A 19,973-nucleotide genomic window follows, 5' to 3' on the forward strand; every position below is an offset into this window, starting at 1 on the left:
CCTCATTTTAAGGCTTGGAGGTGTCTACGAAACTAGGGGCGATTCAAAGCGTAACTAATCGATCACATAAAAAATCGGCTACTTTCGCGTACCAGTCTGCTTTGAGAGGTTCAATGGTGTCGGATGTAAATTCGGTGCCGCCTTCATGGAAAATCTCACAGCGGTATCTAAACATATCGTCGATTACTCCCTTCCAGCTCTCCGCATGCGGATTAGAAGAGGCGGCCAGAAACTCTCTCAAGTTTTCATTTTCGTTTATTTTTTTTGAGTAGTACTTACTAGGCGCCCCAACGAGGATTGAAAAGCGCTTGCCTGCGCCGGGACCATCCTTTTCTCCTGGAGGCAGCATTGATTCCAACCCAATCCATGAGAAAGCAAACCTGTGCGAAATATTGGCTGTCTGCTGCGACTCCCTATCCCAAGACATACACTTACTTAAGGCTTTACCAAGAGGTGTAAGTTTTCCCAGAATATGATCGTGAAGGAATTTGTCCCAGTAGCTCGTACCTGGATCCCACCGTAGGCCAGGGCCCATGGCCGTGTTACGGTTTTTTATTGCTGTCCACTTACCTTTTTCAAAAATCGCACCAATAGCAATCCCATCTCTTCGATGCCAATTAATAAGTCGTGCTCGCGCCATAGCGATCTTCTTATTAAAGACAGAGAGCGCCAGGTCGGCGACCATCAAACCTACTTTTATACCGTAATCCGTGACGTCTTTCATCGGGATTAACAGTACTTTCATATAGCCTAAAGTCAGCGGGATATGATCAGTAACTCCAAACTGCTGAAAAGATTCTTCGACTGCCGTAAAAAGCTGAGAGGTGCCGGAATTTGATTCCTTTTGATCTTGGATTAGGTACATGTCAGGGCCTAGTCCAAGGCCAATGGGTGGTATGGAGAGCACACCTGTGACAGCAAATGCAACCCATTTTTCGGACCTGTTTATGTCAATTGCTAGCATGTGCCGATCTTCCTTGGTGTTAAGGATTATTGCCTCCAATTTACTCATAGCGTATCCGCTTCGCTAGATCTGTCGCGCTAAGCCCAAGCATTAGCTCATCCCCCTCAGGCACCGGACGCACTCCTTAAACATTCAAGACTTGTAGCTATACGTGGCGGGGGAAGGATTGAAGCATGGCTTGACCGTCCGCTAGGGATCGGAAACAGTCGGTCATGAGCGTCCGCTTCTGGCCGAAAGCGGTCGTCCTTGAGCTGCAGCTTTCGGCCAAAAGCGGCCACTGCAATGTCGTTTGTAGCGGATTGAGGCCTGGATTGCGCAAATATGCATCCAGCAATTGACTTCATCTTGCGAGACCGCCATACCTGTTTTTTCCAACATGGCGAAGGTTGATCTGACGATGGTGCAAGTGGATGCAAACCTGATTTCCGACTGGCAAACATTCCACAGTGTTTTCGCAGAAAAATTCGGATTCCCTGGCTTTTACGGTCGCAATATGGATGCCTGGGTTGATTGTCTTTCATACCTCGATGACCCCAGCGCAGGAATGTCGTCTATCCACGTTCAAAGCGGACAAACGCTTTCATTAGTCATCGACAATGCCCAGAGCTTCAAGCGCCGCTGTCCTGAACAATTTGAAGCGCTTGTGGAATGTGCAGCTTTTGTAAACTGGCGAATCGTGGTTGCTGGCGGCACGCCACTCCTGGCACTTGCTTTCAATGTTTAAATGCTCGCTCACGTCAATCGATCAACGATTGCGATCGGGCGAAAATTGACCGTCAGGACAGGCTAGTATTGGCCATTTTCAGCGGGTCACGACCGGCAGAAAAAGACCCGGAGCTGCCTCTCAGAGCGCTAAAACTGAGATTGTCACTCGTCAAACAGAGTCCAACCATGGCAAATGCCGTCAAAGTCTTTTGCCGTAAAAAATAATACAAGTTCCTCTGGGTCAAATTTTGTGTACAGCCAGTGCCCAGAAACAGGGCCTCTCGTTATCACGTATTCCAAGCGGTACTTTTGAACAACTGCAGAACTGAGAGAAGCTGAATTCAACTCAAATCTGTCACCTTGATTGAGCGCCCATAGCTTTCCAACAAGGCTATCATCAAGAACCACCTCTTCAGCTGTCTCCATCAGATGCCGTGTATGCAGTTTTTTTTGAAGCCTAACGCTTCTGGCCATGGATCAAGCTACCTATAAACAGTCCGAAGGTCGGCATAATAATACTGGAACGCGGAGATGACCGCTTTGTAGCTACTTCAGCCGATTCCGACAGGCAGCTTCTGGCCGATTTCTGCCCTTCGTGAACGGCAGCTTCGGGTTGATTTACACCGGTCAGGCTCGGCCAGCGGACTGGTCAAATCCGATGCAAACGACTGGTCAAGTCGAATGCAAATGGGTGGTCAAGTCCATGCAATTACTTAGCTGTCGGAAACCAGCGCGTCCAGGCGGAATGCGCGCACCAGCTCGTCGATTTCGTTGCGCGAATGCAGGGTGTGGTTGGCCCGGTGCGCAGGCACCGGTACCAGCTCGGTTCCAGACCGGCGCAAGACATCCAAGGCTCTCAGGAAAGAGGGGTGGTGCTCGATCTGCTCATGTTGGCTACCCTCCACAAGCCGCTCGGCAAACCCCACGCGTCTGCCGCCAAGCGCGTGATCCGCCGTGAAGGTCGTGTTGTTTTCCACCAGGGGGACTTCCACCATCACCGGCCCAGAAGGATCAACTCCACTCAAGGCAATCAGTGACAGCGACGGGTCCCGCGAGGGTTTCAGGGGAAGACTTGGCGCGTCATATCCAGGAATCGGGACGCTTCGCCCAGGGTTGTCACGAGCCAGCGGCTCGACACCAAAAGCGATACCTCGCGGATTCACTTGCTCGTTGAGCGTAGTCGCCAGGCCAGACGCTTCAGCGAGCACTGAAGCAGGTTGGCCCGTCGGGCAAGCAAGACCCGCCTGCCAATATTTCTGACACTTACTCTCCATAAAAACCGTCCCCGAAAAATGACTTTCCGGGGATCATCGCACCGTTGACTGGCGTCTGTCGCAGCTCTGAAACAGCTTGAAAACTCCTTTTTCCGACGCCTCTTCCTTCAGCTGACGAGGCGTTCCTCTACACCTTGATTTTCCACCTCTAGCCACCACGCATACCCGCGCTCAGGCTGGTTCAAACTGAACGCCTGGCCCATCTGCGGTGTGGTGATAAACACGTTGCGCTCCCAGGCCAGGGCCATGATGCGGTCGAACGGTTCGTGCCAGGCATGGAACGCCAGGTCGAAGGTGCCGTTGTGAATCGGCAGCAACCAGCGGCCTTTGAGATCGATATGCGCTTGCAGGGTTTGCTCAGGTTGCATGTGCACGTGCGGCCAATCGACGTTGTAAGCACCTGTTTCCATGAGCGTCAGGTCAAACGGACCATACTGTTCGCCGATGCGTTTGAAACCGTCGAAGTAACCGGTATCACCGCTGAAAAAAATCCGCCGCGCCCCATCGATCATCACCCAGGAACACCACAAGGTCTGGTTGGCATCAAACAGGCCGCGCCCGGAAAAATGCTGCGCTGGCGTGGCAACAAACCGAATGCCATCCACCTCAGTGCCCTGCCACCAATCCAGCTGGCGCACTTTGCTGGCGTCCACGCCCCATTTCACCAGAATGTCCCCGACGCCCAGCGGCGCGAGAAAATAGCGGGTCTTGTCGGCCAATTGGACGACAGCCTTACGGTCAAGATGGTCGTAGTGGTTGTGGGAAAGAATCACTGCCTCTAGCGGCGGCAGCTCTTCAAGGCTGATCGGCGGCTGGTGGAAACGCTTGGGGCCGGCCCAACTGAACGGCGACGCACGCTCGGCGAACACCGGATCGGTCACCCAGAATTTGCCGCGCATTTTCAGTAAGACGGTGGAATGCCCAAGGCGGAACACGCTGTGATCAGGCGCCGCCAGCAACTGCTCGCGGGTCAGCGGCTGCACCGGAATCTGCCCCACCGGCCGCGTGCTGCGCGGCTTGTTGAACAGCATGTTCCAGAAAATACGCAAGGTTTTGCCGAAGCCGCCCTGCTGTACGGGCGCCTCGTTGCTGAAGTGCCCCAGGTCTTGCTTGGGCGCTGCCGGCGAAGAATCGACACGGGACGAAATCGTGGCCATTTACAGGTGACTCCTACAGACCGCTCTTGAATTACACTGCACAGTGTAGTTTCAAGATTGCAACAAAATACACAGCAAGTAAACTACCGAGTGTAACTTTCCTTGACGAACCGAGCGCCCTCCATGACTGCCCCTCAACGCCTCACCGACCGTAAACGCGAAGCCATCGTGGCCGCGGCCATCGCTGAATTTCGCGAGAACGGTTTCGAGGTCACCAGCATGGACAAAATCGCCGCCACCGCCGGCGTTTCCAAGCGCACGGTGTACAACCACTTCCCTAGCAAGGAAGAGTTGTTCGCTGAAATTCTTCATCAACTCTGGGCCAGCAGCGTTGCCCAACTCGACGTCAGCTACGCCAGCGACCGCCCGCTGCGCGAGCAATTGCGCGGCTTGTTGGAAGCCAAGATGAAGATGATGGCGGATGCCAATTTCCTCGACCTGGCCCGCGTCGCCATCGCCGCCACCATCCATTCGCCGGAGCGCGCGCAAGACATGGTCACCCGCCTGAGCAAGCGCGAAGAAGGTTTTACTCAATGGGTACGCGCTGCCCAGGAAGATGGCCGGCTCAACTGCAGCGACCCGGCCTTTGCCGCCCACCAGATTCAGAGCCTACTCAAGGCGTTTGCCTTCTGGCCGCAGATTACCCTGGGGCAGCCGGTCCTGGACGCCGCCAGTCAGGCCAGTGTTATCGAGTCGGCCATCGACCTGTTCCTGGCCGGCTACGAAGTCAGCCAATCCCGCCAACCGTAAAAACCTGTTGTGTGAACGACATTCCTGGTCGTTTTTGACATATTCGCACGCCGTCCTACACAAATGGCTTGGAAGGACACTGATTATTCCCACGCGAATAACTGACAATATTCACAACTATTATCCGATCAACGGTTCGACCCGCTGACGCACCTTGCCGCACCTGCAGAAAAAGAACGGCTCCAGGAAATTATGGAAAACAGACGAGGCAAAGGGCTTTCATTTGCCAGACGTATCTACAAGCCAAGGATTATCGGCTTGGGCATCGGCTGCATCAGTGTCACAGGCGCACTTTATCCGCTCGCAATGCCGGGCTGGGTCTGGGTATTCCTGCTGTTCAACGGTTTCGCCTGGGCGCATGTGGCCTACCAACTCTCGGTGCGCTCGCAATTCCCCTATCAGACCGAGCAACGCAACCTGTTGTACGACTCATTGTTCGGCGGGTTCTGGGCCGCCGCCACGCAGTTCACTCCACTGACAACCGTTACCATCCTTTCCATGATGACCATGAACAACGTGGCAGCGGGTGGCAAGCGGCTGTTCCTGCGCGGGCTGCTGGCGCAAGTGGCCGGTATCGGGGTGGCGTGCGCGCTTTTCGGCATCCGGTTCAACCCCAACGTCAGCCTCACCCAGGTCTACACCTGCCTGCCGATGCTGACGCTCTACCCCATGGCCATCGGCACGGTCTGCTACCAGTTGGCGATTAAGTTGTCGGAACACAAACGCGCACTCAGTGCCCTCAGCCGAACCGACAGCCTCACCGGCCTGCTAAACCACGGCTCATGGAAAGACTTGCTGCACCTTAAATTTCATAAGTGCCAACAGCAGCAAAGCCATGCCACCATCGCGTTGATCGATATCGATCACTTCAAGCAGATCAACGACACCCACGGCCACATCGTCGGCGACGCCGTTCTGCGTCAACTGAGCCTGGAACTGCGACGCAACCTGCGTGAAAACGACCTGGCCGGGCGTTACGGGGGCGATGAGTTCTGCGTGATTCTTCCGCAAGTTCCGCTGGAAGAGGCGGCACAGGTGATGGAACGCATGCGCGAGACCTTCAGCAATTACCGCAACCCGCAGATCCCTGAGTTGCGCGTGAGCCTGAGCATCGGCCTGGCTGATTTCCAACCCTTCTTTACCGACGCCGCCATGTGGCTGAATGCGGCGGACCGGGCGCTGTATGCCGCCAAGGACACCGGACGCAACCGGGTCAACATCAGCGAAGCAGTGATCGCTCATTCCGCCTGAGGTTGTCCTACGACTCCTCGTCTGAATCTTCCTGCCTGTACGCAAGGAGAAAGCATAATGCCACCACTTGTCGGCTACCCAAAAAAGGTCCTGCCCCTGAGGCGAACTTCTTGCCAGGCTGATCACTCTGAACCCGTTGTTCCACCCCCGCTGTCGGCACAAGGAAGCTGACAATGAGCAAGTCAACCGTATAGCGAATGCCTTACGGGGGCAGGCGCATACCCAAGGAAATCCAGAAGCTTGCTTGCCCGAGCACCCGAACATGCTATTCAACGCCCATAAAAAAACCATCAATGCCCTGCAACACACCGTCGCCCAACAGGCCAGCCTGCTGGATGCCATCGAGCGGTCCATGGCGGTGATCGAATTCGACCTGTCCGGCACTGTGCTGCGGGCCAATGACAACTTCCTCCAGACCATGGGCTATCGCGCCGAGCAGATCGAGGGCCAGCCCCATCGTATGTTCTGCACCCCCGCATTCGCCCGCAGCGCCGAGTACAATCAGTTGTGGTCGAACCTGCGTAATGGCCAGTTCCAGTCCGGCACCTTTGAACGGGTGGCGGGCGATGGCCAGTCGGTTTGGCTGGAGGCCAGCTACAACCCGGTACGTGACGAAGCAGGTCAAGTCACCAAAGTGGTGAAGTACGCCATGGACGTCACGCCGCGCCTGCAGGCTGAAAGCGAAGCTAATGCCAAACTGGCCGCTATCGGCCGCGCCATGGCGGTGATCGAGTTCAACCTCGACGGCACCATCATCACGGCCAACACCAATTTCCTGCAGCGCATGGGTTACACCCTGGCGCAGATCCAGGGCCAGCATCACCGCATGTTCTGCAGCGCGGCCGTGGCCAGCAGCTCGACCTACAGCGACTTCTGGAAGCGCCTGAATCAAGGCGAAATGTTCAGCGGCCAGTTCGAACGGGTGGATAAGAACGGCCAGGCCGTGTGGCTCGAAGCCAACTACAACCCGGTGTACGACGCCGGCGGGCGCCTGTGCAAAGTGGTCAAGTTCGCCTCCGACGTGACTGCCATGGTGCAGCAACATACCGCCGACGCCGCCAGCGCGGCCCAGGCGTACCACATCTCCCTGAGCACTCGGGACATCGCCGAAAAAGGCGCCGAAGTGATCCAACAAACCGCCAGCGGCATGCGCGACATTGCGGCAGACATCGACGGTTCCTCACAGCTGATCGCCAAGCTGGGCGAGCGCTCGCAGCAGATCACCGCCATCGTCAACACCATTCGCGGCATCGCCGACCAGACCAACTTGCTGGCGCTCAACGCCGCCATCGAGGCGGCGCGGGCTGGCGAGCAAGGTCGCGGGTTTGCCGTGGTAGCCGATGAAGTGCGGCAACTGGCTGCGCGCACCAGCGGCTCCACGGCGGAAATCTCCAGCATGATCGCGATGATCCAGGACGAAACCCGCCAGGCCATCCACAGCATGGACGGCACCCGCGACCGCGCCGCCCTGGGTGTGGAGCTAGCTAACCAAGCCGGTACCGTCATCGTGCAGATCCGCGAAGGCACCAGCGAGGCCGTGCAAGCGGTGAGTGCATTCGCCAATGAGCGCGGTGGCAACTGACCCGATCTTCATACGGAGCGCTGGGGGCTCGGTCTATAGTGCTTGCTTGTCTTCAAGCAAACGATCCGAGCCCGCCATGACCCCAGAAAAGACCGAAACCGCTCCCGTCGACCACCTGCGTTTCCACCGCCCTCATGCCCACCTGGCACCGACCTTCGGCAACGACACCTTTGCGCTCAAGGCCGAAGCGTTCGCCCGATTCTTCGGCACGCCCACCTTCCTCGGCGCGCAAACCGCCATCGTGGTGTTGTGGGTGGTGCTGAACATGACCGGCGTCACGCACTTCGACGTGTACCCGTTTATCCTGCTCAACCTGGCGTTCAGCCTGCAATCGGCCTATGCCGCGCCGCTGATCCTGCTGGCCCAGACCCGCCAGGCGGCTCGCGACAAAGCGCAGTCAGATGCCGACGCGCAACACCGTGAAGCCCTGGCCATAGCCAACACCGAGCGTCAGGCCCAGGCCGCGCAAACCACCAAACAGTTGCTGGAACTGCTCGAACAAAACACCCGGCTGACGGAAATGACCAAGCAGCTGACAGAACACATCGAAAGCCTGACTAGCGAAATGCACGAGCACTTTGTGCGAAAAACCTAAGGTAACCGCAGGTGTCGCCCCAGCTCGTCAAACAGCGTCACCACCGAGCGGAGCGCTCGACAATCGGGGCGTGTGAGCAACCATAACGCCGTGTCGTGCCCCGCCAATGCGGGGCCCAGCGGTTGCAGGCCGTTGCCCAATAGAAAGTCCGGCAACGCCGCCACTCCCAACCCCGCGCGTACCAGTTCGGTGACCGACAACATGCTGTTGCAGCGATAGCTGGGGCGCACGCCCGGCAGTTGCTCGCGGCGCCAGACGACGGTGGGGTGATCGGGCAGGAAGTCATCCGGGGCAATCCAGGGCAGGTCTGCCAGCTCGCGGCCTTCGTGCAGTTGGGCGAAACCCGGACTGGCGCACACCTGATACGCCACATTGCCCAGGCGCCGGCCCACCAGATGCTCCGGCGGCGTGCGGGTCAGGCGCAGCGCGATATCCGCGTCGCGGCGGCTGAGGTTGGCGAAATCATTCGACGTACTCAGTTCCAGGGTCAACGCTGGGTACTGCGGCATGAACTGCGCCAGGGCCGGTAACAGCAAGCCTTGCAGCACCGAGTCAGTACAGGTCAGGCGCACCGTGCCGCTGATCACTTCACCGCCCTGCTCCACACCAATGCGCGCGGCCTCCAGCGCCTGCTCGGCGCGTTCCGCCTGCTGCGCCAGATGGCTTGCCAGGCTGGTGGGCAGGTAGCCGGCGCGGCTTTTTTCGAACAACGTCTGACCCAGCGCCGCCTCCAGGCGCCGCACCGCACGGAACACCGTGGACACGTCCACCCGCAACAACGCGGCCGCCCGTGCGAGTGTGCCGCCGCGTACCAGGGCGAGGATCAGCGAGAGGTCCGGGTAGTCGATTGAATAGTGCGTGACTGCATTGAGCATGTGCTAAAACGCCAATATTGATTGCGTGAACGCCAATCTATAGTGCGCCCCAGGACACCACAAGCCATGGGATGTACACGATGAAAACCACGCCTCTGCACCTCGCTCTGATCGGCGATTACAACCCCGATGTCATCGCCCACCAGGCCATCCCTGTGGCGCTGCAACAGGCGGCCGAGACCCTCGACCTGAACGTTCATGTGCAGTGGCTCGATACCGATAACCTGCCCCAATCACTGCATGACTTCGACGGTTTCTGGTGCGTCCCCGCCAGCCCTTACCGCGACACTGAAGGCGCAATGCGGGCGATCCGGTTTGCCCGCGAGCAACGCCGACCTTTCCTCGGCACCTGCGGCGGTTTTCAGCATGCCGTGCTGGAATACGCACGCAATGTCCTGGGCTGGAAGGATGCCGAACATGGCGAACTCGCGCCACACGCCAAGCGCGCCGTGATCGCACCGCTGAGCTGCGCCCTGGTGGAAGCCACCGACACCGTGCGCCTGGCGCCCTACACCCGGATCGCCGAGGCTTACGGAACGCTGGATGTACAAGAAGGTTATCGCTGCCGTTACGGCGTGAACCCCGAGTTCCTCGATGCCTTGCTCGAAGGCGACCTGATCCCCAGCGGCCATGATTCGGCCGGCGACCTGCGCGCTGTGGAACTGCTCGACCACCCGTTCTTCGTCGCCACCCTGTTCCAGCCCGAACGTGCCGCGCTGGCAGGCAATACCCCGCCCTTGGCGATGGCCCTGCTCAAGGCTTGCCAGGCGGTGTCCGCATGATCGCCCGCACACCTTCGCCGCCCTACTACGCGGTGATCTTCAGCTCACTGCGCACCGAAGGCGATCAAGGCTACGGCCAGGCGGCCAGCCGCATGCTGGAACTGGCGCGTGAACAACAGGGGTTCCTCGGCGTGGAGTCCGCACGGGAAGACGGCCTTGGCATTACTGTGTCGTACTGGGAGAGCGAGGCGGCCATCCTGGCCTGGAAGCAGCAGGCCGAACACCGCGCGGTGCGCGAGCAGGGGCGCGCCAGCTGGTACTCGGCCTTCCAGACCCGGGTGTGTAAAGTCGAACGAGCCTACGCCTTCGAAAGCAAATAAACCCAGTGGTGATCGGACTTGTTGTCGCGTCCTGTGGCGAGCGGGCTTGCCACAGGGTTAGCTCACCAGACTGCGCAACGCACTGATCTGCGGTATCTCCACCCGGCGCATATACACCCGCAACGGCTCGGTGATGTTGATGCGGTCGTCGATGTTCTGGTCCAGCAGCAATTGGATGCGCTCGCGGGACAGGGTCATGGTCTGCTCCGGGGCCGGCAGCCAGACGAATTCGGCGGTGGGGATGATGCCGTCATCGGCCACGTCCATGCCGAAGGCGTCTTCGCTGAAACGCACGATGTACTGGCCGGTCTTGCGGTTGAGGCCAACAAACCCGTGGAGTTGGTCGGCAGCCTGGCAGATAAGTTCGGAAGTGATGCGCATGGTAAACCTCACTGAAAAGTCCAACAGGGACTGGAAAGATGGTTTACACGCGTGGCGGAAAGTACCGCCCTCTAACGGGGCAGCTTCGGGCAAGAATACTGCAATGCCTGGCAAAAAATCCGAGAAAATTGAAGCCTGCGCACGTTAATGTCGGTTTGGTGATAGCGCCTTTCGCAATCAATTGTTAAAAAGGAGGCCTTCTCAAAGCTACCTCCACGAAAGGACTTCGCATATGCCTGTCACGTTTACCAAGAGCGCCCTGCTGCTCGCCCTGATGCTCGGCCTTGGCCAGGCACATGCGCAAGACCCGATCAGCCCGGCTGAATTGGCAACCAATGAAGGCATTCCGTACCCGGCCGTGATCGCCCACCGTGGCGCCTCCTTTGATGCTCCGGAATCCACCGCCGCCGCCTACAAGATCGCCCGCGACCTGGGTGCCGACTACCTGGAAATGGACCTGCAGCGCAGCAAGGACGGCGTGCTGTTCGCCCTGCACGACAACAACCTGCAGCGCACCACCGACGTGGCCACCAAGTTCCCGGATCGCAAGGACGCTCCGGCCAACGAGTTCACCTGGAAAGAGCTGCAAACCCTCGACGCCGGCAGCTGGTTCAACGCCGCCTACCCGGACCGTGCGCGCCCAGGTTTCGTCGGCCTGAAAATCCAGAGCCTGGACGACATCATCAAGATCGCCGAAGGCAACCCGCAGCACAAACCCGGCCTGTACATCGAAACCAAGGAGCCCAAGCAATTCCCAGGCATCGAAGCCGACCTGAAGAACAAGCTGCTCGACAAAGGCTGGCTGAGCTCCGCCGGTTCCAAGCTGGGCAAGAGCAACACCGGCGTCGGCCAGGGCAAAGGGCGCGTGGTGCTGCAAACCTTCGAAGTGGCCAGCCTGAAAGAGCTGCAGAAAGAAATGCCGAACACCCCGAAAATCCTGCTGCTGTGGGTGGGTGAAGGCAGCATCGAGCCGAAGAACAAGCAGACGTTCGCGGAGTCCGGCGAAACCACCAAGGCCGCCTACTACGCCAAGCAAGAGCCGAAAGACGCGGCCGAGTTCGAAAAGTGGGTCGACGAAGCCAAGAGCCTCGGCGCCATCGGCACCGGTCCCTCGGCTGAGCTGACCCACCACGGCGACCAGAGCTATTCGGACCTGGTTAAACCGGAGATGAACAAGCTGACCCACGACAAGGGCCTGCTGGTGCACGTCTACACCGTCGACGAGCCGGTGGACTTCGACAAAGTGATGAAGGCCGGCGTCGATGGCATCTTCACCAACCGCGCCGCCGAACTGCTGAAGTTCTACAAGCGCTGGCCGTCGTCCAGCGTGCAAGACCTGCTGAACGACTATAAGTACTGAGTGAAGGCCGAATGGTCAGGCCGCCTGTGGTTGGGTCGTGACTACGGCCTGATCCTAGGCGAGCTGGGGCGCACCGCGCCCCATGCGCACTACGCCGACCAACTGATGTGCTCCAAAGGCGCACCGATCACGGTCAGCCTCGATGGCCAGGTCACCACGGCCCATCGCCTGTTCATCCCGTCGCGACAGACCCACGCCATTCTTGAAACTCAAGGTGAGGTCTCGGTGCTGTACGCCGAACCGGCCGTGTTTGATATCGCCCCTTTGCTGCACCAGGACCTATCCCTGGAGGCATTGCGCCAACTCCCCCGACGCAGCCTGGATGATCCGCGCCTGGAGCGCGCCCTCGCCGCACTGGATCAACAGCTCAACGGCAAAGTGTCAGCCCAGGCCCTGGCCCAGGCCGCACACCTGTCATTGAGCCAACTGGAGCGACTGTTCGCCCACCAACTCGGTTTACCCGTGCGTCGTCTGGTGCTGTGGCGACGATTGCGCATCGCCCTGCAGTTGGCGCTTGCCGGAGGCACTCTGACCGAAGCGGCTCACGGTGCGGGTTTTGCCGATTCGGCGCATTTTTCGCGGACCATGAAGCAGCTGTTTGGCGTCACGGCAGCAGCCTCATTGCGCCAGCTGGATGTTCAACTGTTAACGTAAATCGTCCGGCAGTGACGGTTCCTTGCTCAAGCGAACCGGCCTGAAGGGATCACGCAACTGTGCCCCATAACCCACCGGGAAATCCGGTCGCCTGCCAATCCCCAGATCCCCCGGCCCCATGCGATAGCGTTCGCGGTAATACGCCGTGCCCAGCAGCCAATCCCACAGGTTGAAGAACAGACCGAAATTCACATCCCCGGCGCGGCCATATTTCATGTGGTGAAACCGATGCACCGGCGCCCAGGCGAACACCCAGCGCAACGGCCCCAGGCGCATGTCCACATTGGAATGCTGCAACAGCAGTTGCAGGGCAATGGCCAACGCCAGCAACTGCGCCACGTCCAGGGGAATCCCCAGCAGGATCAACGGCAGCAACCCGGCCGTGGCTTCCAGCATCTGGTGCAGCGGATGCTTCATCAGCCCGTTGAAACCATACAACCGCTGCACGCTGTGATGCACCGCATGCAGTCGCCACAGCGGCCGGATGCGATGGCTGGCATAATGCATCAAGGTGATACCGGCATCGGCCAGCACGATGGCCATCAGCAGTTGTTCCCACAACGGCCAGCCACGCGGCCAAATGCCTTCGAACGCAAACAGCGCCGTGAGCCCCGGCAGGATCAACAAACCCAGCGCATTCAGGCTTTCGTTGACCAGGGCGTGCAACGTATCGCGCCGACGATCGCCCAGGCTGCGATTCCAACGCGGTTCATAGGGCAACCAGTGTTCTGTCAGGAATGACACCGCGACCGCAATCACGAACAACACAATCAAGCTATCCGGCCGCCAAAGCGCGTAACCGAGAAACCCTAGCAGGAATGCAGGGGCGTAGAGCCAACTCACGAATCGTTTCATGCCGAGTCTCCTTTAAGTGAGTCTCCAGCATGAAATTCCGTGCGCGTGGCGGATTGAACAAACTGCGCAACCGCTTGAAATAATTAAGGGTGAATTAAGTTGCGCTGGATAACCTGATCCCACTTAAACAGCTCACCAGAAGGACACACACCATGAAAACCCTGACCGCTTTGTTCGCCGCTACTGCTCTGACCCTGACCGCTGGCCTGGCCCAGGCCGATGTTCGCCCCGACCAGATTCCAAGCCTGTTGCAGTCCGGTGCGGTGAAGCCTTTCGAGCAGCTCAACAAAGACGCCCTGGCCAAACACCCCGGCGCCGTGATCAACGACACCGAGCTGGACAACGAAGCCGGCCGCCTGGTCTACGAAGTCGACCTGACCGACACCACCGGCAAAAAGTGGGACGTGAAGCTCGATGCCAAAACCAGCGAAGTGCTGGAAAACAAACTCGACACTTGAGTTCGCCTACTCAAAAAACCGCGCCACCTCAGGGTGGCGCGGTTTTTTTGTGCGCGCTCGTCGGCAAGCTGTAGGAAATGCACCTTGGAGACGAATGAAATTACCCCCACACAGTACAAGGCCGTTAGACTCTTAAATTACAGCCAAGGCATAACGCCATTGCACCCGAACAGGGACCGTTACATGGGGCTAAAAGCCGCCGACATCGCCACTATCGGGCGTATCAGCGCCGTACCGGCCATGCTCAAGGTGATCAGTGACATGACCGGCCTGCGGTTTGCCGCTGTTGCTCGCGTGACGGAAGACACCTGGACGGCCTGCGCGGTGCTCGACAGCCTGGGTTTCGGCCTGGGTGTGGGAGGCGAGCTGGACCTGACCACCACGATCTGCCACGAAATCCGCGGTTCACACGTGTCCGTGGTAATCGACAAAGCCAGCGAAGACCCGCTTTACCACGACCACCACACGCCACGTATCTATCAGTTTGAAAGCTACATTTCCGTGCCGGTGTTCCGCACCGATGGGCGCTTCTTCGGCACCATCTGCGCGCTGGACCCCAACCCCGCGTCACTGCGCAGCAGCACCATCCAATCGACTATGGAGTCGTTTGCACGCGTGCTGTCGCTGCAGATCGAAGCTGAAGAAAGCCAGCAACAAACCGAAGCCGATTTGCAGGAAGAACGTGGCACCGCCGAATTGCGTGAACAATTCATCGCGGTGCTCGGGCACGACTTGCGTAACCCGTTGTTCGCCATAAACTTTGGCGCTGAGCGACTGCTGCGCAAACACCCCGACCCCGCCTCGGACAAGATCGTGCGGCATATCCTCACCAGCGGTCGGCGAGCGGCGCAACTGGTGGAAGACGTGCTGGATTTCGCACGCGGGCGCATGGGCAGCGGCATTCCCTTGAGCATGGGTGATTGCCAGGGCTTGCAGGCTGCGTTGCAACATGTGGTGTCGGAGGTGCAGAGCGTTCATCCACAACGCGAAATTGTTGCGCATATCGGCGAACTTCAAGGGCTCAAAGGTGACCGGGAGCGACTGGCGCAACTGCTCTCCAACCTGGTCGCCAACGCCATTCACCACGGCAGTCACGATGGCCCGGTTGAAGTCACGGCAAGGGTCGAGCAGTCGCAGTTCACGCTGACGGTGAAAAACCCGGGGCAGATCAGCGCACAAGCCCTGCCGCGATTATTCCAGCCCTACGCGCGGCCGGTTACCGATGCGCCCCAAGCCGGGCTCGGCCTGGGGTTGTACATCGTCAAGCAGATTGCCGATGCCCACGGTGGTGAGCTGAGCGTGTCCACCACCGAGCAGCACGGCACCGTGTTCACGTTCAGCTTGCCGACCGCTTGATCAGGCGCCAAGGCGCGCCGTCACCTCATTCAACTCACCTGACAGCCCACGTAGGTTGTGACTTGCCGCTTCGGTACGCTTGACGTTATCGAGGTTGGCCGTGGCCACGGTGGTGATCTGCGTGATGTTGCGCGAGATGTCCTCAGCCACCGAGGTCTGCTCTTCGGCCGCCGTGGCGATCTGACGATTCATGTCGCGGATCGCCTCCACTGCCTGGGTGATGTGCGCGAGCATGGCGCCGGCCAGTGTGACCTTCTCCACGCTCTCATCACTGCACGACTGGCCACTCACGATGGCTTCAGCCGCATCCACCGCGCCGGTCTGCACCGCTTCGATAATCCCATTGATCTCGATGATCGACGCCGCCGTGCGTTGCGCCAGGCTGCGCACTTCATCGGCCACCACCGCAAAACCCCGGCCGGCTTCACCCGCGCGTGCGGCTTCAATCGCAGCGTTGAGCGCCAGCAGGTTGGTCTGTTCGGCAATGCCGCGAATCACTTCCAGCACCTTGCCGATGCGCACGCTGTCGTTTTCGAGACGGCGGATGATGGTGCCGGTGTTAAGGATCTCGTTGCGCATCTGGCCGATGGTGGCAATGGTGACTTTCATCACTTCACCGCCTTCGCGGGCTGAGTGATCGGCCTCGTCCGCCGCGCGTGACGCACTGGCGGCGTGGCGCGCGACTTCCTGGGCGGTGGCCGACATTTCCGTCATGGCCGTGGCCACTTGGTCGGTACGGTTGAATTGATCGTTGGTGCCCGTCGCCATCTGCCCGGCGATGGCATTCAACTCGCCGCTGGCGCTGACCAGGTCGGTAGCACTGCGCTGCAAACGGCTGAAGGTTTCGGCCAGGAAGTCACGCAAGGTATTCGCGGCAGCGGCCAGGTGGCCCAGCTCATCCTGACGACGGCTGGCAACACGCTCGGCAAAGCGACCATGACTCAGTTGCGTCACGTAGTCGATCAAACCACGGATCGGCAGGATCAGGTTGCGGTTGATCAGCCACAGGCTGAACAGTCCGATCAACACACCGGACAACAACATGATCGCCAGCCCCACCAGCACGGTGCGTTCGGCATAGGCGCTGATGGCCTTGGATTGCTGGCTGCCTTGTTCGCGCAGGTCGCCGACCAATGCACTCATCTGCTCACTGGCGGCGCGATCCACACCTTTTACCGCGGTGTCGCCGGCCGTTGCATCGCCACCTGCGGCCACATAGGCATCGCGGCCCTTCTGGTAAGCCACGCCGAGTTGCTGGTGTTCCTGACGCAGGGTTTCAATGCGTCGGCTCAGGCTCGGGTCGCTGCTGGTCTGGGCGACCAACCGGGTGAGGATGCCTTGAACATCGCGCTGGCGGTCCTGGAACTGGCCCCAGTATTTCTCCATGTCCTGGGGCTGTTTGCCGCGCAGCAGGACGTTTTTCCATTCTTGCACCTGCACCTTGAATTGCAGGTTGGCCTCGTCAATCAGCTGTGAAGTCAGCAGCGGCCCATCGATCAAGCTGCGATAGCTCTGCACCCCGTTGGACAAAAAGTTGAAACAGGCCAGGGCGATCAACAGCATCGCCAACAGGCTGCCACCGAGCAGCGACAGGATTTGTGCTCTCAAGGAGGTTCGCAAAACATTCATCGGGGAAAAGCCTCGATACAAGGAATTGGTGCATGCACGCCTAACGTCCTTGTCATCAAAAGGCACCGCCCATCCACAGCGGTTCTTGATGCCCTGAATCGGCCGAATTAGAGCCTTCTTGAACGGTTCCTGACAGACGGTCAAATAAATGTCATCGCAACGAAATAAATTCAAAACCGTCACAAAACTGTCAAATCCCCTTGCAATGATTCGCGCATGCGAACCTGTGAAATCTCCTACAGGCGCTTTTTCTGCGAGCCCTCATGAACCACAGCATCGATCACAGCCACCAGGACTCCGACCTGTTTGGCTTGCTCTACGGTTTTCGTTTTCGCCCAGGGGAAAAGGGTGAGCAGATAGATTCGGCGGCGGCGCTCCAGGCGTTGCGCCAACCGGGCGACCCGGAGGAGTTTTTGTGGCTGCACCTGAACCTCGCCCACGCCGCGTGCGAGCGTTGGATGCAGGCCCACCTGGACCTGCCGGAAGAATTCTTCGAAGCCCTGCATGAAGGCTCGCGCTCCACGCGCATCGAACACGTCGACTCGGCCTTGCTGGCGGTGGTCAACGACGTGGTGTTCAACTTCAGCAGCATGGTCTCGTCGGATATTTCCACGCTGTGGGTCTGCGCCCGCAGCCGCCTGTTGATCAGCGCGCGCCTGCAACCCTTGCACTCGGTGGACAAGCTGCGCTCATCGGTGAAGGCAGGCGAAAGCTTTCGCTCGCCGCTGGCCTTGCTCGTGCATTTGCTGCGCGACCAGGGTGAAGTACTGACCCAGATCGTGCGCAAGACCAGCATCAGCGTCGACCATATCGAAGACCAGTTGCTGTCCTCACGTCTGTCCACCAACCGTGCCGAACTGGGCGCCGCACGCCGGGTGCTGGTGCGCCTGCAACGCCTGCTGGCGCTGGAACCGGGCTCGCTGCTGCGCCTGCTCAACCGCCCGCCGCAATGGCTGCAAAAGGAAGACGTAAAGGAATTGCGCAAATCCACCGAAGAGTTTGCGCTGATCATCAATGACCTGATGGCCCTGGGCGAACGCATCAAGTTGTTGCAGGAGGAAATCGCCGCCAACCTCAACGAGCAAAGCAACCGCACGCTGTTCACCCTCACGGTGGTGACGGTACTGGCGCTGCCGATCAACATCATCGCCGGTTTTTTCGGCATGAACGTGGGCGGCGTGCCGCTTTCACAGGACCCGGAAGGCTTCTGGATATTGGTGGCATTGGTCGCAACCTTTACCCTGATCGCCGGGCGCTGGGCGTTCAGGAAGCGCAAGGATTACTGACCAGCGGCCGGTTCAATCACCTAAACACTGATATATGGCAGCATCTCTGTAACATCTTGCAATGATCATGAACGACATCCTCCCAACATGGATGCTCCGGCATGGCCACCCCTTCCCTGACTGCCTCCACCCACGCCTCACCTGCAGACCCCAAACCCAGGCTGGACAAGAAACCCGGCCTGGTGACGGTGATCATCTTCTTCGCCGTGCTCGCCATGGGCCTATTGTTCACCGCCTACAGCCTGATGCATGACATGCACGAAATGGGCGCCCAACTCACCACCTGGACGCCCTTTTTGCTGCTCGGCGTGGCGCTGTTGATCGCCCTGGGCTTCGAGTTCGTCAACGGTTTCCACGACACCGCCAACGCCGTGGCGACAGTGATCTACACCAATTCGCTGCCGCCGCATTTTGCGGTGGTGTGGTCGGGCTTTTTCAACTTCCTTGGCGTGCTGCTTTCCAGCGGTGCGGTGGCGTTCGGCATCATTGCGTTGCTGCCGGTGGAGTTGATTCTGCAGGTGGGTTCTTCCGCCGGTTTCGCGATGATCTTTGCCCTGTTGATCGCCGCGATCCTGTGGAACCTCGGCACCTGGTGGCTGGGTTTGCCGGCGTCGTCGTCCCACACGTTGATCGGCTCGATCATCGGCGTCGGCGTGGCGAATGCCTTGATGCACGGGCGTGACGGCACCAGCGGCGTGGACTGGAGCCAGGCGATCAAGATCGGTTACGCCTTGCTGCTGTCGCCGCTGATCGGCTTTGCCTTTGCGGCGATGCTGTTGCTGGCCCTGCGCGCGTTCGTCAAGAATCGCGCGCTGTACAAGGCACCCAAAGGCGACACCCCGCCACCGTGGTGGATTCGCGGCCTGCTGATCGCCACGTGCACCGGCGTGTCTTTCGCTCACGGTTCCAACGACGGGCAGAAAGGCATGGGCCTGATCATGCTGATCCTGGTGGGCACCTTGCCGATGGCCTACGCGCTGAACCGCACCATGCCCGCCGAGCAGTCGTTGCAGTTTGCGGCGGTGGCCGAAGTGACCCAGGTCGCCCTGGTGAAAAGTGCGCCGCAAGCACTGGCCGGCGACCCGCGCCCGATCCTCTCGACCTACGTGCGCACCAAGGAAGCCACGCCGGAACTGGTCCCCGCCCTCGCCGCCCTCGCCGGGCAAATCGGTGATGAAGTCAAAGGCTACGGCTCCCTGGCCAAAGTGCCCGCCGAAGCCGTAGGCAACGTGCGCAACGACATGTACCTGACCAGCGAAACCATCCGCCTGATGGACAAGGGCAAGGTCGGCAATTTCGACGCGGATACCCAGGGCAAGCTGCAACTGTTCAAGCAACAGATCGACAGCTCCACACGCTTCATTCCACTGTGGGTGAAGATCGCCGTGGCCATCGCCCTCGGCCTGGGCACTATGGTGGGCTGGAAGCGCATCGTGGTCACCGTCGGCGAGAAGATCGGCAAGACGAACCTGACCTACGCCCAGGGCGCTTCGGCGGAAATGGTGGCGATGCTGACCATCGGCGCGGCGGACATGTATGGGTTGCCGGTGTCGACCACCCACGTGTTGTCGTCCGGTGTCGCGGGGACGATGGTGGCGAATGGCGGTGGGTTGCAGATGCGCACGATCCGTAATCTGGCGATGGCGTGGGTGCTGACGTTGCCGGCTGCGATTCTGCTGTCGGGCAGCCTGTACTGGCTGTTCACCAAACTGTTCTGACACAACACCGAGCAAAATGTG

21 protein-coding genes are annotated in these 19,973 nt (G+C 59.3%); 13 read left to right on the forward strand and 8 right to left on the reverse strand.

Annotated elements, in window-relative coordinates:
* Positions 1 to 43: 43 nt before the first annotated feature.
* Positions 44 to 964 (reverse strand): hypothetical protein, encoded by a 921-nt coding sequence (locus tag H096_RS00575; protein ID WP_033896255.1) that lies wholly within the window; start codon positions 962 to 964, stop codon positions 44 to 46.
* 376 nt (positions 965 to 1,340) lie between these two features.
* On the opposite strand from H096_RS00575, the gene H096_RS00580 reads away from it, so the two are divergent.
* A complete protein-coding gene (locus tag H096_RS00580) occupies positions 1,341 to 1,688 on the forward strand; it encodes a barstar family protein (RefSeq protein ID WP_033896256.1) in 348 nt (115 codons plus the stop codon).
* A gap of 143 nt (positions 1,689 to 1,831) precedes the next feature.
* On the opposite strand, the gene H096_RS00585 is transcribed toward H096_RS00580, so the two are convergent.
* The 3 genes from H096_RS00585 to H096_RS00595 form a co-directional block, all read right to left on the reverse strand.
* A complete protein-coding gene (locus H096_RS00585) occupies positions 1,832 to 2,143 on the reverse strand; it encodes a hypothetical protein (RefSeq protein ID WP_033896257.1) in 312 nt (103 codons plus the stop codon).
* Positions 2,144 to 2,382: 239 nt separating this feature from the next.
* Complete coding sequence (locus H096_RS34160; RefSeq protein ID WP_191982985.1) at positions 2,383 to 2,943, reverse strand: hypothetical protein; 561 nt, start codon at positions 2,941 to 2,943, stop codon at positions 2,383 to 2,385.
* A gap of 107 nt (positions 2,944 to 3,050) precedes the next feature.
* Complete coding sequence (locus H096_RS00595; RefSeq protein WP_033896258.1) at positions 3,051 to 4,100, reverse strand: MBL fold metallo-hydrolase; 1,050 nt, start codon at positions 4,098 to 4,100, stop codon at positions 3,051 to 3,053.
* A gap of 123 nt (positions 4,101 to 4,223) precedes the next feature.
* On the opposite strand from H096_RS00595, the gene H096_RS00600 reads away from it, so the two are divergent.
* The 4 genes from H096_RS00600 (at position 4,224) to H096_RS00615 (ending at position 8,278) form a co-directional block, all read left to right on the forward strand.
* Positions 4,224 to 4,850 carry a TetR/AcrR family transcriptional regulator gene (locus tag H096_RS00600; RefSeq protein ID WP_033896259.1) on the forward strand — a complete coding sequence of 209 codons (627 nt, stop codon included), beginning with the start codon at positions 4,224 to 4,226 and terminating at the stop codon, positions 4,848 to 4,850.
* Between the two features lie 192 nt (positions 4,851 to 5,042).
* Positions 5,043 to 6,101 (forward strand): diguanylate cyclase, encoded by a 1,059-nt coding sequence (locus H096_RS00605; RefSeq protein WP_033896260.1) that lies wholly within the window; start codon positions 5,043 to 5,045, stop codon positions 6,099 to 6,101.
* A gap of 262 nt (positions 6,102 to 6,363) precedes the next feature.
* Entirely contained in the window at positions 6,364 to 7,683 is a 1,320-nt protein-coding gene (locus H096_RS00610) for a PAS domain-containing methyl-accepting chemotaxis protein (protein WP_033896261.1), read from the forward strand.
* 76 nt (positions 7,684 to 7,759) lie between these two features.
* Positions 7,760 to 8,278 (forward strand): DUF1003 domain-containing protein, encoded by a 519-nt coding sequence (locus H096_RS00615; protein ID WP_033896262.1) that lies wholly within the window; start codon positions 7,760 to 7,762, stop codon positions 8,276 to 8,278.
* Here H096_RS00615 and H096_RS00620 read toward each other — a convergent pair.
* Positions 8,275 to 9,153, reverse strand: coding sequence for a LysR family transcriptional regulator (locus H096_RS00620; RefSeq protein WP_033896263.1), 879 nt, complete (start codon positions 9,151 to 9,153; stop codon positions 8,275 to 8,277). The genes H096_RS00615 and H096_RS00620 overlap by 4 nt on opposite strands.
* An 80-nt stretch (positions 9,154 to 9,233) precedes the next feature.
* Between H096_RS00620 and H096_RS00625 the strand changes: the two genes are divergently transcribed.
* On the forward strand, positions 9,234 to 9,935 hold the full coding sequence (locus H096_RS00625; protein WP_191982986.1) for a CTP synthase: 702 nt from the start codon (positions 9,234 to 9,236) through the stop codon (positions 9,933 to 9,935).
* Positions 9,932 to 10,255, forward strand: coding sequence for an antibiotic biosynthesis monooxygenase (locus H096_RS00630; protein WP_033896265.1), 324 nt, complete (start codon positions 9,932 to 9,934; stop codon positions 10,253 to 10,255). The genes H096_RS00625 and H096_RS00630 overlap by 4 nt, the downstream gene beginning before the upstream one ends.
* 57 nt (positions 10,256 to 10,312) lie before the next feature.
* On the opposite strand, the gene H096_RS00635 is transcribed toward H096_RS00630, so the two are convergent.
* Entirely contained in the window at positions 10,313 to 10,636 is a 324-nt protein-coding gene (locus tag H096_RS00635; RefSeq protein ID WP_033896266.1) for a DUF2025 family protein, read from the reverse strand.
* Positions 10,637 to 10,868: 232 nt separating this feature from the next.
* Here H096_RS00635 and H096_RS00640 point away from each other — a divergent pair, with 232 nt between their 5' ends.
* On the forward strand, positions 10,869 to 11,996 hold the full coding sequence (locus tag H096_RS00640; protein ID WP_033896267.1) for a glycerophosphodiester phosphodiesterase family protein: 1,128 nt from the start codon (positions 10,869 to 10,871) through the stop codon (positions 11,994 to 11,996).
* On the forward strand, positions 11,997 to 12,650 hold the full coding sequence (locus H096_RS00645) for an AraC family transcriptional regulator (RefSeq protein ID WP_033896268.1): 654 nt from the start codon (positions 11,997 to 11,999) through the stop codon (positions 12,648 to 12,650).
* Here the strand turns inward: H096_RS00645 and H096_RS00650 are convergent.
* Positions 12,642 to 13,505, reverse strand: coding sequence for a sterol desaturase family protein (locus H096_RS00650; RefSeq protein WP_033896269.1), 864 nt, complete (start codon positions 13,503 to 13,505; stop codon positions 12,642 to 12,644). The two genes, H096_RS00645 and H096_RS00650, sit on opposite strands and share 9 nt — an antisense overlap.
* 152 nt (positions 13,506 to 13,657) lie before the next feature.
* On the opposite strand from H096_RS00650, the gene H096_RS00655 reads away from it, so the two are divergent.
* On the forward strand, positions 13,658 to 13,963 hold the full coding sequence (locus H096_RS00655; protein WP_033896270.1) for a PepSY domain-containing protein: 306 nt from the start codon (positions 13,658 to 13,660) through the stop codon (positions 13,961 to 13,963).
* 183 nt (positions 13,964 to 14,146) lie between these two features.
* Positions 14,147 to 15,319, forward strand: coding sequence for a GAF domain-containing sensor histidine kinase (locus H096_RS00660; protein WP_033896271.1), 1,173 nt, complete (start codon positions 14,147 to 14,149; stop codon positions 15,317 to 15,319).
* On the opposite strand, the gene H096_RS00665 is transcribed toward H096_RS00660, so the two are convergent.
* On the reverse strand, positions 15,320 to 16,948 hold the full coding sequence (locus H096_RS00665; RefSeq protein ID WP_033896272.1) for a methyl-accepting chemotaxis protein: 1,629 nt from the start codon (positions 16,946 to 16,948) through the stop codon (positions 15,320 to 15,322).
* Between the two features lie 263 nt (positions 16,949 to 17,211).
* Between H096_RS00665 and H096_RS00670 the strand changes: the two genes are divergently transcribed.
* Positions 17,212 to 18,234 carry a transporter gene (locus tag H096_RS00670; RefSeq protein ID WP_016978332.1) on the forward strand — a complete coding sequence of 341 codons (1,023 nt, stop codon included), beginning with the start codon at positions 17,212 to 17,214 and terminating at the stop codon, positions 18,232 to 18,234.
* Positions 18,235 to 18,335: 101 nt separating this feature from the next.
* A complete protein-coding gene (locus tag H096_RS00675) occupies positions 18,336 to 19,952 on the forward strand; it encodes an inorganic phosphate transporter (RefSeq protein ID WP_033896273.1) in 1,617 nt (538 codons plus the stop codon).
* Positions 19,953 to 19,973: the final 21 nt, after the last annotated feature.

The organism is Pseudomonas sp. FH1, from assembly GCF_000510895.2.
GTDB classification, from domain to species: domain Bacteria; phylum Pseudomonadota; class Gammaproteobacteria; order Pseudomonadales; family Pseudomonadaceae; genus Aquipseudomonas; species Aquipseudomonas azotoformans_A.

Excerpts from the sequence above, each read along its gene's own strand:
- H096_RS00580 (WP_033896256.1), top strand. The coding sequence starts at position 1,341 with ATGGCGAAGGTTGATCTGACGATGGTGCAAGTGGATGCAAACCTGATT.
- H096_RS00655 (WP_033896270.1), top strand. The coding sequence starts at position 13,658 with ATGAAAACCCTGACCGCTTTGTTCGCCGCTACTGCTCTGACCCTGACC.
- H096_RS00600 (WP_033896259.1), top strand. The coding sequence starts at position 4,224 with ATGACTGCCCCTCAACGCCTCACCGACCGTAAACGCGAAGCCATCGTG.
- H096_RS00585 (WP_033896257.1), bottom strand. The coding sequence starts at position 2,143 with ATGGCCAGAAGCGTTAGGCTTCAAAAAAAACTGCATACACGGCATCTG.
- H096_RS00635 (WP_033896266.1), bottom strand. The coding sequence starts at position 10,636 with ATGCGCATCACTTCCGAACTTATCTGCCAGGCTGCCGACCAACTCCAC.
- H096_RS00675 (WP_033896273.1), top strand. The coding sequence starts at position 18,336 with ATGGCCACCCCTTCCCTGACTGCCTCCACCCACGCCTCACCTGCAGAC.
- H096_RS00605 (WP_033896260.1), top strand. The coding sequence starts at position 5,043 with ATGGAAAACAGACGAGGCAAAGGGCTTTCATTTGCCAGACGTATCTAC.
- H096_RS00640 (WP_033896267.1), top strand. The coding sequence starts at position 10,869 with ATGCCTGTCACGTTTACCAAGAGCGCCCTGCTGCTCGCCCTGATGCTC.
- H096_RS00660 (WP_033896271.1), top strand. The coding sequence starts at position 14,147 with ATGGGGCTAAAAGCCGCCGACATCGCCACTATCGGGCGTATCAGCGCC.
- H096_RS00670 (WP_016978332.1), top strand. The coding sequence starts at position 17,212 with ATGAACCACAGCATCGATCACAGCCACCAGGACTCCGACCTGTTTGGC.
- H096_RS00610 (WP_033896261.1), top strand. The coding sequence starts at position 6,364 with ATGCTATTCAACGCCCATAAAAAAACCATCAATGCCCTGCAACACACC.
- H096_RS00620 (WP_033896263.1), bottom strand. The coding sequence starts at position 9,153 with ATGCTCAATGCAGTCACGCACTATTCAATCGACTACCCGGACCTCTCG.
- H096_RS00595 (WP_033896258.1), bottom strand. The coding sequence starts at position 4,100 with ATGGCCACGATTTCGTCCCGTGTCGATTCTTCGCCGGCAGCGCCCAAG.
- H096_RS00650 (WP_033896269.1), bottom strand. The coding sequence starts at position 13,505 with ATGAAACGATTCGTGAGTTGGCTCTACGCCCCTGCATTCCTGCTAGGG.
- H096_RS00575 (WP_033896255.1), bottom strand. The coding sequence starts at position 964 with ATGCTAGCAATTGACATAAACAGGTCCGAAAAATGGGTTGCATTTGCT.
- H096_RS00665 (WP_033896272.1), bottom strand. The coding sequence starts at position 16,948 with ATGAATGTTTTGCGAACCTCCTTGAGAGCACAAATCCTGTCGCTGCTC.
- H096_RS00630 (WP_033896265.1), top strand. The coding sequence starts at position 9,932 with ATGATCGCCCGCACACCTTCGCCGCCCTACTACGCGGTGATCTTCAGC.
- H096_RS00615 (WP_033896262.1), top strand. The coding sequence starts at position 7,760 with ATGACCCCAGAAAAGACCGAAACCGCTCCCGTCGACCACCTGCGTTTC.
- H096_RS00625 (WP_191982986.1), top strand. The coding sequence starts at position 9,234 with ATGAAAACCACGCCTCTGCACCTCGCTCTGATCGGCGATTACAACCCC.
- H096_RS34160 (WP_191982985.1), bottom strand. The coding sequence starts at position 2,943 with ATGGAGAGTAAGTGTCAGAAATATTGGCAGGCGGGTCTTGCTTGCCCG.